This window comes from Pseudomonas sp. NBRC 111123 (assembly GCF_001320205.1).
In the GTDB taxonomy this organism is placed as follows: domain Bacteria; phylum Pseudomonadota; class Gammaproteobacteria; order Pseudomonadales; family Pseudomonadaceae; genus Aquipseudomonas; species Aquipseudomonas putida_J.
The window spans coordinates 1-12,457 of the sequence record NZ_BCAZ01000013.1; the positions used below are offsets into that span (position 1 = coordinate 1).

Here is a 12,457-nt window from a genome sequence, read left to right on the forward strand (position 1 = left end):
GGGCGGCGCTCGATCTAACGGGTACCGACTCTCTATAGGCATGCCCCACCACACAACCCGCTACCAGACAAGCTATCTGTTGTCGAGATATGGCTGGGCCGGTCCTTTGCGTATACTGCAACCTATGTTCGCCCACACTGCTTTGCGCCAACGTTGCGCCAGATGGCTAATCGCAACCGGACTCTTTCTGCTGCTCGGTGCCTGCGTTGAAAAACCCAGCACCCTCGAGCGCGTGAAGGAGGACGGCGTGCTGCGCGTCATCACCCGCAACAGCCCGGCCACCTACTTCCAGGACCGCAACGGCGAAACCGGCTTCGAGTACGAACTGGTCCAGCATTTCGCCGACGATCTCGGCGTGAAGCTGCAGATCGAGACCGCCGACAACCTCGACGAACTGTACGACTCGCTCGGCAAACCTTCCGGCCCGGTGCTGGCAGCTGCCGGCCTGGTCAGTAGCGACCGGCGCAAAGCCCAGGTCAGGTACTCGCACCCTTACCTGGAAGTGACCCCGCAGGTCATCTACCGCAACGGCCGCCCCCGCCCCACCGATGCCAAGGGCCTGGTCGGCAAGAAGATCATGGTACTCAAGGGCAGCAGCCACGCCGACCAACTGGCCGAGCTGAAGAAACAGTACCCAGGTCTGCAGTACGAAGAGTCCGACGCCGTCGAGGTGGTCGACCTGCTGCGCATGGTCGATGAAGGTCAGATCGACCTGACTCTGGTCGACTCCAATGAACTGGCGATGAACCAGGTCTACTTCCCCAACGTGCGGGTCGCCTTCGACCTGGGCGACACCCGCGACCAGCGCTGGGCAGTGGCTGCGGGGGATGACAACAGCCTGCTCAACGAGATCAACGAATTTCTCGACAAGGCGCAGAAAAACGGTACCTTGCAGCGCCTGAAAGACCGTTATTACGGCCATGTCGACGTATTGGGTTATGTGGGGGCCTACACCTTCGCTCAGCACCTGCAACAGCGCCTGCCCAAGTACGAGAAGCACTTCAAGAGCTACGCCAAGGTCGAACAGGTCGACTGGCGCCTGCTTGCAGCCATCGGCTACCAGGAGTCGATGTGGCAGCCGGAAGTCACCTCCAAGACTGGCGTGCGCGGCCTGATGATGCTGACCCAGCGCACCGCCCAGGCCATGGGCGTGTCCAACCGCCTGGACCCGAAGCAGAGTATCCAGGGTGGTGCCAAGTACTTCATGAAGATCAAGGAGGAGCTCGACGACAGCATCCAGGAGCCTGACCGCACCTGGTTCGCCCTGGCCGCCTACAACGTCGGCACCGGCCACCTGGAAGACGCCCGCACCTTGGCCAAGCGAGAAAAGCTCAACCCGAACAAGTGGCTGGACGTGAAGAAGATGCTGCCCCGGCTGGCCCAGAAACAGTGGTACCGGCAGACCAAATACGGCTATGCCCGTGGTGGCGAACCGGTGCACTTCGTGGCCAACATCCGTCGCTACTACGACATCCTCACCTGGGTGACCCAACCGCAGCTCGAGGGCCAGGTGGCCGAGGGCAACCTGCATGTGCCCGGGGTGAACAAGGACAAGCCGGCGGATCAGTCGCCGCCGATGTGAGGCTGTAGCGGCCTTTTCGCGGGTAAACCCGCTCCTACAGGGACTGCACAGGTTTTGAGAGCCGTGCTATCTCTGTGGGAGCAGGTTCACCCGCGAAAGGGCCGCTACAGGTTAATTCCTGGCTCGCCGAGCCTTGAAGAAGTCACTCAGGATCTGCCCACACTCCTCCGCCAGCACCCCGCCCTCCACCATCACCCGATGGTTGAGAAAGCCCTGGCCGAAGAACTGCCCCTGGCTCTGCACGATCCCCGCCTTGGGCTCCAAGGCCCCGAACACCACCCTCGCCACCCGAGAATGCACGATCAGCCCTGCGCACATGCTGCACGGCTCCAGGGTCACGTACAGGGTGCTACCCGGCAGCCGGTAGTTGCTGGCGGCCTGGGCCGCCGCGCGAATGGCCACCATTTCGGCATGGGCGCTGGGGTCGCTGTCGACGATCGGCCGGTTGAACCCCTGGCCGATCACCTGGCCATGCTGCACCAGCACCGCCCCCACCGGCACCTCGCCCATGGCTGCACCCTCGGCGGCCAGGGCCAGGGCCAGGCGCATGAATTCCTGATCGCGACTGCGGTCGATGATCTGCGGACGCATCAAACCACCGCGATCGCGGCCATCAGGCCGGTTTCCATGTGGTCGATGACGTGGCAGTGAAACATCCACGTACCGGGGTTATCCGCGACCAGCGCCACCTGGGCTCGCTCGTTCTTGCCTAACAGGTAGGTGTCGGTAAAGTAAGGCTCGGCGATCTGGCGGCGATTGGAGCCGATCACCTTGAAGCTCATGCCATGCAGGTGAATCGGGTGCTGGTACTGGGTCATGTTCTTCAGCTCGAAGATGTAGCTGTTGCCCTTCTTCAGCGTGGCGATCGGCCTGTCGGCGCAGGTCTTGTCGGTAATGTCCCACGCCTGGCCGTTGATCTGCCACATGCTCGACGGTTTGTCCGGGTCGCTGGTGACCGAGACGCTCGCCGCCCATTCGAAATTGAAGTTGAGCTTTTCGGCATTCTCCAGGTCCGGCTCGGCGATGGGGTTCGCCGGCAAGGCCTTGGGCCACTCGCCTGGCGCTTCGCCGCTGGCCACCGAGCGCAGCGTGCCCAGGCGCACAAAACCGTCGCGCAGGGAAATTTCTTCACCCACCTCAGGAATGCGAATGGCCAGACAGATGCGCATGCCAGGACCAAGCCAGTATTCATCATCGAGTGGCCTTGGGGTCACGGGGTTGCCGTCGAGGGCATAGATTTTCGCCTCGCAGTTGCCTTTGAGGTTGAGACGGTACGTCCAGGTGTTGTCCAGGTTCAGCAGGCGCACGCGCACCACCTGACCGGCCGGCAGTTCGGTTACCGAGTCGGCCTGGCCATTGATTGTGATCAGCCGCCCGGCGGTGCCGTTACGCGCAGCCTCGCGGGGGATGCTGAACGGCAGCCACGCGCCCTGCTCGTCCACGTGCCAGTTCTTCAGGCTCAGGGTGCGCTCGTGCTTGAACCCGGTCGGTTCGCGCTCCTCGACGATCAGCGGGCCGACCAGCCCACGCCCAAGCTCCTCGGAGCTGCTGACATGGGGGTGATACCAGTAGCTGCCTGCATCCGGCACGCGAAACTTGTAGTCGAAGTACTCGCCTGGCTTTACCGGCAACTGCGAGACGTAAGGCACGCCGTCCATTTCCAGCGGCAGGCGAATGCCATGCCAGTGGATGGTGGTTTCCACCGGCAGGTGGTTGATGAAGCGCACCCGCAGCCAGGTACCCTGGCGCACACGCAGCTCGGTGCCCGGCGCCGAGGGGCCAAAGGCCCAGGCCTCGGTCTTGAAGCCCGGCACCAACTCGACGTCCAGGGGCGCGGCAATCAGCTCGTAGTCATGCCCGGCATTGTCGTCTTCTACCTTGCCCAGCCAGTAACGCGCCGCGCCACCGGCGCCCAGGCCAACCACAACCAGGCCGGTGAGGCCCTTGAGCATTTGTCGACGGGTGAAAGACATCGGTGCGGGTACCTCGTGTTCTGCGCAATCAAGCTGCCAGCACGGCTGGCGGTGAAGGGCGAATACGATACACCTGCAATTGAGAAATATTAAGTAAAGAGTGCGCTGCCTGCGCGCCCTGCACAGCGATATCTAACACCAGCATCGTGCCGAACTGCCCATCCTGCGTGCTCCCTCATCGACCGCAGGAGAGGCTCATGACTACGCCTGAACAGCAGCACGCCGATCAACAGCAATTGAGAGCTCTCGCCGAACCGTTGGTCGGCGCATGCCCTGACATGCGTCAGATGGCGAGAGAAACGGCACAGGCCATCCTGAACAAATATGACCAGGGCACGCTCGACCCCGACCACGTCTATTTCAACCGTTTCACCCGAGCCGTGAGCGCCGCGACGTACAGCGGCTGGGCACACTACGAGCGCCCGACCCAGTCGCTGACCTTGCCGCAACTGGTCATGCAACGTTTCGACGTGAATGATCAGGACAGCGCCGACTTGCTGAGTGATTACACGGGTTTTTACAAGGACGGCCCCAACATTGAAGTGTTTGATGCCTCCAACGAGATCCCAATCGCACCTCGGAAGGTACTTGAAGACTTCTGGGCCATCGACTTCAGCAACGTATTCCAACAGCGCCTGGAGGCGTTCTGGAGCCAACACGCCGATGATTTCAGGGTGCTGGCCAAAACAAATTTCATGGCCAAGGTGATGGAGGTTTGCGCCGACAATCCAGGCAGCGAGCTGGCAAAAAGCAGCTTGCGGGCGGCTGCCGCACTGGGCGGGGAAATCACCTGGCCAGTAACGCTCGAGCAGCTGCGCCGCTCCAGCCCTCTACATGAAGGCTACGCATTGCGCACCTTGGACATCGGTGGCTATGTCGCCAGCGATATCCTGCGCATCGTGATGGCCGATGGCGCAGAGCTTGTCTACATGCCGGGTGAAGTAGAAGCCCTACAGTTATTTGCCAACCGCGACGAACTCTATTGGTGGGTACTCAATCAAACCAACGAGCGAGCGAATCGCGCACGCTTCATGAGCCACTTCGCGATGTCATGCCACGCGGAACACGGCAGCAATGTAGGCCTCAACCACCAGATCGACCTCATGTTCTATCACTGGGGCCGCGACAATGGGCAGTACCTCAACCAACTTGATCAGAAGATACAGGGCGATGCTTTTGCCCACATGCGGGACGCGACACGCCAACGCATGCAAGACGATGCGCACTTCGCCCTGCGTTCGAACAGTGATCTGCGTAAACAACTGTGGATTGGTTACCTGAAAGCATTCGGGCAAGTCTTCGGCCCCATGGCCGCTGTGGATTGGCCCGTTGCACTGGCCGTGGTAGGCGCAGGGCTGGCAGACACTGGCTTGAACATCGACCAGGCAGTCACTGGCCACACCACCGCCCAGCGCAAGGCCGGCGTGCTGGGTGCTGTGTTCGCCGCCATCGATACGCTGTTCAACGCAACGCTGCTTGCCGGTGTCGAAGGCACGGTGGGTGAGGAATTTGCCGAGACAGGCTCTGCCAGTGAAGCAGCAGAGGTCGAGCCCGGCGAAGCACCGACCGAAAGCGAACCCCAAACGCCGTTAAGCAGCAGCGAGCTGGAAGCGCGCTTGCCCGAGGCTTTCCGGTCCAAACCACAAGATCAATTGCTAACGTCTTTCGAATCCAATGAAATCCTCAGCGGCGAGCCCGGCAGCGGCGCGCTCGAAGGGGTCTACACCCAGCAAGGCCAGTTCTATGTTTTGATTGACGACCTGCCCTACCAGGTTCGATATGTTGGGGAGTCGGCGAGTTGGGTGGTCGTCGATCCTGAATCGCCCTTCTCGTTCTCTCGCCACGTGCCTTTGCAACGCACGGCCGAGGGCACCTGGAAACCCATAGCACGCACCGGGCTCAAAGGCGGAAAACCGCCGAAATTGGTGCAGAAACTACTCGGCTTGACGCCCACCCGGCCCGCCGTGCAGCCCCTTGAATTAACACCGTACGAAGTGCCAACCGCTCGACGCGCAATCTTCAGCAAATACGATATTTCCCCAGAAAACAGGGTCATTACCGGTGACCACTTCACTTTTGATCAAGAAGCCAATCAAGTCTACGAAGAATACGGAGCAATCCGTGACCGGTTGGCCGCCGACGCTGAGGCATTCATCCGCTCCAGCACCTTGCCAGAACGCCCCCGCATTCCGGACCTTCCCAGCCAGGCCAGCCCTAAACAGATCATTCGAAGCATTTATGAAAACAGCGAGGGACTGGTCATTGGCGAGCCACATTCCGCATTGGGCAGTAAACGCTTTCTGATCGACAATATGGCCGAGCTGAAGAAGCAGAATGTAAAAGTGCTGTACATGGAGCACTACACCACCGATTTCCAACAGGCCGATCTGGATGAATTCAACCGAACCGGCACACTGTCAGCAGAGCTGAAACGCTATATAAAGGCCCAAGATTTCGGGCATGTCACAGATCGCGCGGGCCAATATACCTTTGAAAATGTCATGCTCAAGGCTCAACAGCATGGCATACGCATTCAGGCCATCGATTGCCTGGCCAGTTATGCGCAGGCGTGGGCCAGAGCACCTGCGGCAACGGTACGCCAACAGATGATGAATTTTTTCGCGCACCTGATCATCGACGCAGACCAGCTGGTACGTGGCAAAAGCAGATGGATAGCATTAGTGGGCAACACCCACGCCAATACCTATGAAGGCGTGCCCGGCCTGGGTGAAATGCAAAAAGCCATTGGCCTGCGCGTGGTGGATGTCGATTTCGGTCAACCTGGAGGCATTGGTGCTGACCCTGGGTTTCCCTATATTCACAAGGACGCCTCGACCAGCCGAATAAAGAGTGACCTGTTGCTGCGCGCCCCACTGACAGTCGCCGAAGCGCGTACCAGCAGCCTGGACGAACTATTGCAATCCGCTATTTCAGAACATCAACTTGAGCAACGCCTGACGGCAACCGGCGACTTCATGTTCATCACAAAGGGCAATAAACCTACCCTGGTGCACCGCAGCCGTTCCGGCCAGCTGGTGTTTACACCCATTCTGCAGGACAACCATTTCTTCTATATCGATAACAGCCGCTGGCCTTGGGCGCATCAGTACCGCACACCAGAGCTGAAGCGAATGAGGGACGTGCTTGAACGTAATGGCATGCATTACAAGCCGGCCAATTAAGCATAAAAAAAGGGTGAAACCTCACGGTCTCACCCTTTTTTTCTAATCGACCGTGCCGATTATTCCCACTCGATGGTGGCAGGCGGCTTGCTCGACACGTCGTAGGTAACGCGCGAGATGCCGTCGATTTCGTTGATGATGCGGCCGCTGACGGTTTCCAGCAGCTCGTACGGCAGGTGTGCCCAGCGCGCGGTCATGAAGTCCACGGTCTCGACGGCACGCAGGGCCACGACCCAGGCGTAGCGACGGCCGTCGCCAACGACGCCAACCGACTTGACCGGCTGGAACACCACGAATGCCTGGCTGGTCTTGTGGTACCAGTCGGCCTTGCGCAGCTCTTCGATGAAGATGTGGTCGGCGCGACGCAGGATGTCGGCGTATTCCTTCTTCACTTCACCCAGGATACGCACGCCCAGGCCCGGGCCTGGGAACGGGTGGCGGTAGACCATGTCGTACGGCAGGCCCAGCTCCAGGCCGATCTTGCGCACTTCGTCCTTGAACAATTCACGCAGCGGCTCGACCAGCTTGAGGTTCATTTCCTCTGGCAGGCCACCGACGTTGTGGTGCGACTTGATCACGTGGGCCTTGCCGCTCTTGGCGCCAGCCGACTCGATCACGTCCGGGTAGATGGTGCCCTGGGCGAGGAACTGGATGTTCTCCAGCTTGCTGGCTTCGGCATCGAACACGTCGATGAAGGTGCGGCCGATGATCTTGCGCTTCTTCTCCGGGTCGGCTTCGCCTTCCAGGTTGTCGAGGAACTGCTTTTCAGCGTCGGCGCGGATCACCTTGACGCCCATGTTCTCCTTGAACATGGCCATTACCTGGTCGCCTTCGTGCAGGCGCAGCAGGCCGTTGTCGACGAATACGCAGGTCAGCTGGTCGCCGATGGCGCGGTGCAGCAGTGCGGCAACCACGGAGCTGTCAACGCCGCCGGACAGGCCAAGCAGGACGTTGGCCGAACCGACTTGCTCACGCACCTGGGCGATGGCGTCTTCGACGATGTTGGATGGGGTCCACAGGGCTTCACAGCCGCAGATGTCCTGGACGAAGCGGGACAGGATGCGACCACCTTGCTTGGTGTGGGTCACTTCCGGGTGGAACTGCACGCCGTAGTAGCCGCGCGAGTCGTCGAACATGCCGGCGATCGGGCAGCTTGGTGTGCTGGCCAGCACGTGGAAGTTGCCCGGCATCTGGGTGACCTTGTCGCCGTGGCTCATCCACACGTCCAGGCCCAGCACGCCGTCATCGTCCACGTGGTCTTCGATGCCGTCGAGCAGGCGGCTCTTGCCAACCACGTCAACGCGGGCATAACCGAACTCGCGCAGGTCGGAACCTTCAACCTTGCCGCCCATCTGCTCGGCCATGGTCTGCATGCCGTAGCAGATGCCCAGCACCGGCACGTTCAGGTCGAACACCGCCTGCGGGGCGCGTGGGCTGTTGGCTTCGTGGACCGACTCGGGGCCGCCAGCGAGGATGATGCCGCGCGGGTTGAATTCGCGGATCGCTTCGTCGTCCATGTCGAACGGGTGCAGTTCGCAGTACACGCCGATTTCACGCACGCGGCGGGCGATCAGCTGGGTGTACTGGGAACCGAAATCGAGGATCAGGATACGGTGAGCGTGAATGTCGAGGGCCATGACTCAATCTCGTCAGTGGAAATCGGAAACGACGCGGGGCTGTTCGTGACAGCCCCGTTCGGTTATTGCTTGAAGCCTCAGCCTACGCGGTAGTTAGGGGCTTCTTTGGTGATCTGCACGTCATGCACGTGGGACTCGGCCATGCCGGCACCGGTGATACGCACGAATTCCGGCTTGGTGCGCATCTCTTCGATGGTTGCGCTGCCGGTGTAGCCCATGGACGAACGCAAGCCGCCCATCAGCTGGTGGATGATCGCAGCCAGGGCGCCCTTGTAAGGAACGCGACCTTCGATGCCTTCCGGTACCAGCTTCTCGGCGCCGGCCGAGGAGTCCTGGAAGTACCGGTCGGACGAGCCCTGCGCCTGTGCCATGGCACCCAGCGAGCCCATGCCACGGTAGGCCTTGTAGGAACGCCCCTGGAACAGCTCGACTTCACCCGGTGCTTCTTCGGTACCGGCGAACATCGAACCCATCATCACGCAAGAGGCGCCGGCAACGATGGCCTTGGACAGGTCACCCGAGAAACGGATGCCGCCGTCGGCGATCAGTGGCACGCCAGTGCCTTCCAGTGCAGCGGCGACGTTGGCGATGGCGCTGATCTGCGGCACGCCGACACCGGCAACGATACGGGTGGTGCAGATCGAGCCTGGGCCGATACCGACCTTGACGGCGTCGGCGCCGGCTTCAGCCAGGGCCTTGGCCGCGGCGCCGGTGGCGATGTTGCCGCCGATCACCTGCACGTGCGGGTAGGTTTCTTTCACCCAGCGAACGCGGTCGATAACACCTTTGGAGTGACCGTGAGCGGTGTCGACCACAACCACGTCAACGCCGGCGGCAACCAGGGCGGCAACGCGCTCGCCGGTGTCCTTGCCAGTGCCGACCGCAGCGCCGACGCGCAGGCGGCCCTGGTCGTCCTTGCTGGCCAGCGGGTAGGCCTTGGCCTTTTCGATGTCCTTGACGGTCATCATGCCCTTGAGGTTGAACTTGTCGTCGACGATCAGGACTTTTTCCAGGCGGTGCTTGTGCAGCAGCTCGCGGACTTCGTTCTTGTCGGCGCCTTCACGGACAGTGACCAGGCGCTCTTTCGGCGTCATCACGTCGCGGACCTTGGCGTCCAGACGGGTTTCGAAGCGTACGTCACGGGAAGTGACGATGCCGACCAGGTCGCCGTTCGCCAGTACCGGAACGCCGGAGATGTTGTTCAGGCGGGTCAGGTCGAACAGGTCACGCACGGTGGCGTCAGCCTCGATGGTGATCGGGTCCTTGACCACGCCAGCCTCGAACTTCTTGACCTTGCGTACTTCGCCGGCCTGCTGTTCGATGGTCATGTTCTTGTGGATGATGCCGATGCCGCCTTCCTGGGCCATGGCGATGGCCAGGCGCGCTTCGGTCACGGTATCCATGGCAGCGGAAACCAGCGGAATGTTCAGCTCGATGCCACGAGTCAAACGGGTCTTGAGACTGACTTCATTGGGCAGTACCTCGGAGTAGCCAGGTACAAGGAGGATATCGTCGAAGGTCAGGGCTTCTTGGCTGATACGCAGCATCGCGGGGGCTCCCGGGCGGGAAAAATGGAAGCGCGCCATTATACTCATCCACGGCGCGCCGCTCAATGCAAAATAAGGGCCTTCGGTCAGCCTTGTGGCAGTTTTACCTGCACCACCGCCACTGGCTGGTCGAGCCAGTCGGCGAAGCTGTCGAGAAAGGCCTGGGTAAACCCGGCCTCGCCCCAGTTGTTGAAGATGAACCCCAGGTTGGAAAAGGCACATGGCTGCAGGTAAATGAAGCCATTGATGTCGTCTTCATGGCCGCACAGCGGACAGGTGAAGTTGTCGCTCACCGCCGGCATCCACTCTTCCAGGCTCTCGAACAGCGGCTCGCCCACCTCGCGCCGGCACTCCGGGCAGCCGGCCTCCTCGAGGAAGCCCTCGGTCGGGGTATAGATGCAGCGCTTGAGCATCACTTCCAGGCCATTGGCCTGTTCGCCGAACGGCAGTTTATCCGGGTGCAGGGCGACCTTGCGCGCGCCCTCGGCCAGGGCATGGCCCATGCGGTTGCCGGTGCGCCCGCAGGTGGTCAGTTGTTCTTCGACGATCTTCTCGCGCACCAGCCAGCGCAGGATGGCCCGGGAACGGGCTTCATGCGAGGGGACGGTGGATAGCTTGGGGACGATGATGCTCTGGGTGTTCATGAAAGAAGCGGCCTGCGGACTGCGGTAATCCTGCAATTCTACCGCTCAGCCGCTCAGGTAGCGACCGATCAGCGCCAGGCCGCTGGCCAGCACCAGCCAGGTGACCAGGCGCACGAAGGCTTCGCGGGACAGTTTCAGGGTCAGCCGGCGCCCGGCCCAGAGGCCGATGAACATCACCGGCAATAGGCAGGCGGCGAGCAGCAACAGGCTGGTGTCGGCGTAGACGCCGGCAATCAGGAACAGCGACAGACGCACGAGAGTGCTGCAGCTGATCAACGCGCTCTGGGTCGCACGCACCTGCTCCTTCACATCGAGGCGTGCGTTGAGGTAGATCGCATAAAGGAAACCGCCACTGCCGAACAAAGCGCCAAACAGCCCGCCAATCGTCCCCATCGGCACCGCCCAGAGGCCTGCCAATCTGGCCGGCCGCACTTTCACTGCCAATCCATAGATTGCATAGGCGGTGACGAACAGGCCCATCAGCAGCAACAGCAGGTCGGACTTCAGGTGCAGCAGGAACACCACGCCCAGGGTGCAGCCCACGGCCATGCACGGCAACAGGCGCAGCAGCTCGCCGCGCACTACGTCGCGACGTGACGGCAGCAGGTTGCCGAAGGCGGCGACGAAGTCCAGCAGCACCAGCAAGGGGATGATGCGTGACAAGGGCATGAAGTGGATCAATACGGGGCCAGCCACCAGCGCGGTGCCGAAGCCGGCGATGCCGAAGACGACGTAGGCAGCGCCGACACCAAACAAAATGGGCAGCCAGTCAAGGCCGGAAAAAGACAGCTGGGCGAGCATGGCAACCGTTCCTGGGAAGACAGGCAAAGGTTAGCCAGCCGTAAGCCATGCCGACTAATATACCTTTAGCGCCATACCCATCTCGAAAAGGCATGACATGACGTCGATCCGCCAGTTGCGTTACTTCGTGGAAATCGCCGAATGCGGCAGCTTCAGCGGTGCCGCCGAGCGGCTGTACATCGCCCAGTCGGCGCTGAGCCGACAGATCAAGGAGCTGGAACTGCAACTGGGCACACCCCTGTTCGAGCGCACCGCGCGCCTGCCGCGCCTGACGCTGGCCGGCCAGGCTTTCCTGGAACGTGCACGGCGCTTGCTGGCCGACCTGGCGCAGGCTGAGCAGGTGACTCGCGACATTGGCGAAGGGCTGCAAGGCAGCCTGCGCCTGAACCACTCCAGCACGGTACCGCTGACCGGACCGTTGCTGGCCCGGTTGGGCGATTACCTGCGGGGTAACCCAGGGATTGCGCTGGAGATTGCCCAGCAATCGTCAGAGGCGCAGCTGGAGAATATCGCCGCCGGGCGGCTGGATATCGGCCTGTTGCGCCTGCCGGTGTTGCGCCAGCATGAAAGCGTGGTGCTGCATCAATTGTTCAGCGAGCCATTGTTGCTGGCGGTTGCCGCTGGACATCCACTGGCTGACGCTGCTCAGGTGAAGCTTGAGCAGTTGCGTGAAGAGCGCTTTACTTCGATTCCACACCGGGACCGTGGCGGGCTGAGTTACCTGTCGGCCTCGTTGTGCATGGCGGCGGGCTTTTTCCCTCGGGCGGCGCAGGTGCTGTCGCGCAAGACCACGCAGTTGCAGTTGATCCAGGCCGGATTCGGGGTGGCGCTGTTGCCGGCGTGCATGAGGGAAATTGCCCCGGCGTCGATCCGCTTCGTGGCACTGGAGGGGACATGCGAAAGCACCGTAGCACTGGCCTGCCGGCGCGATGCGGGGCAGCGGGTGCACCAGTTCGTGGCGGCGATGCAGGGTTGATGGCCCCGCCAACGGCAACCCAGCCCACGGTTACTGCGCTGGGCTGAGCCTTCACGCGGTCATTGTGGGAGCGACAAGCCTGGCTACAGAGCCGGGACAGACAACCGGGGCCGAT

Annotated in this window: 9 protein-coding genes; 3 read left to right on the forward strand and 6 right to left on the reverse strand. The window is 61.5% G+C overall.

Annotation, left to right across the window (positions count from 1 at the left end; translation table 11 throughout):
* The first annotated feature begins 124 nt into the window (after positions 1 to 124).
* Complete coding sequence (mltF, locus tag APH27_RS09065) at positions 125 to 1,582, forward strand: membrane-bound lytic murein transglycosylase MltF (RefSeq protein WP_027920139.1); 1,458 nt, start codon at positions 125 to 127, stop codon at positions 1,580 to 1,582.
* Positions 1,583 to 1,693: 111 nt separating this feature from the next.
* On the opposite strand, the gene tadA is transcribed toward mltF, so the two are convergent.
* Complete coding sequence (gene tadA / locus APH27_RS09070) at positions 1,694 to 2,173, reverse strand: tRNA adenosine(34) deaminase TadA (protein WP_060484618.1); 480 nt, start codon at positions 2,171 to 2,173, stop codon at positions 1,694 to 1,696.
* Entirely contained in the window at positions 2,173 to 3,555 is a 1,383-nt protein-coding gene (locus APH27_RS09075; RefSeq protein WP_027920141.1) for a multicopper oxidase family protein, read from the reverse strand. The genes tadA and APH27_RS09075 overlap by 1 nt, the downstream gene beginning before the upstream one ends.
* A 197-nt stretch (positions 3,556 to 3,752) precedes the next feature.
* On the opposite strand from APH27_RS09075, the gene APH27_RS09080 reads away from it, so the two are divergent.
* Entirely contained in the window at positions 3,753 to 6,737 is a 2,985-nt protein-coding gene (locus tag APH27_RS09080) for a membrane-targeted effector domain-containing toxin (RefSeq protein ID WP_060484619.1), read from the forward strand.
* 59 nt (positions 6,738 to 6,796) lie between these two features.
* Here APH27_RS09080 and guaA read toward each other — a convergent pair whose 3' ends face one another.
* The 4 genes from guaA to APH27_RS09100 form a co-directional block, all read right to left on the reverse strand.
* Positions 6,797 to 8,374, reverse strand: a complete 1,578-nt coding sequence (gene guaA / locus APH27_RS09085) for a glutamine-hydrolyzing GMP synthase (RefSeq protein WP_027920146.1) — start codon at positions 8,372 to 8,374, stop codon at positions 6,797 to 6,799.
* Between the two features lie 77 nt (positions 8,375 to 8,451).
* Positions 8,452 to 9,921 (reverse strand): IMP dehydrogenase, encoded by a 1,470-nt coding sequence (gene guaB, locus APH27_RS09090; RefSeq protein WP_027920147.1) that lies wholly within the window; start codon positions 9,919 to 9,921, stop codon positions 8,452 to 8,454.
* An 86-nt stretch (positions 9,922 to 10,007) separates the two neighbouring features.
* Positions 10,008 to 10,565, reverse strand: coding sequence for a hypothetical protein (locus tag APH27_RS09095; protein WP_060484620.1), 558 nt, complete (start codon positions 10,563 to 10,565; stop codon positions 10,008 to 10,010).
* Positions 10,566 to 10,610: 45 nt separating this feature from the next.
* Positions 10,611 to 11,366 (reverse strand): sulfite exporter TauE/SafE family protein, encoded by a 756-nt coding sequence (locus APH27_RS09100; RefSeq protein ID WP_060484621.1) that lies wholly within the window; start codon positions 11,364 to 11,366, stop codon positions 10,611 to 10,613.
* A gap of 97 nt (positions 11,367 to 11,463) precedes the next feature.
* Here APH27_RS09100 and APH27_RS09105 point away from each other — a divergent pair, with 97 nt between their 5' ends.
* Positions 11,464 to 12,342, forward strand: a complete 879-nt coding sequence (locus APH27_RS09105) for a LysR family transcriptional regulator (protein WP_060484622.1) — start codon at positions 11,464 to 11,466, stop codon at positions 12,340 to 12,342.
* Positions 12,343 to 12,457: the final 115 nt, after the last annotated feature.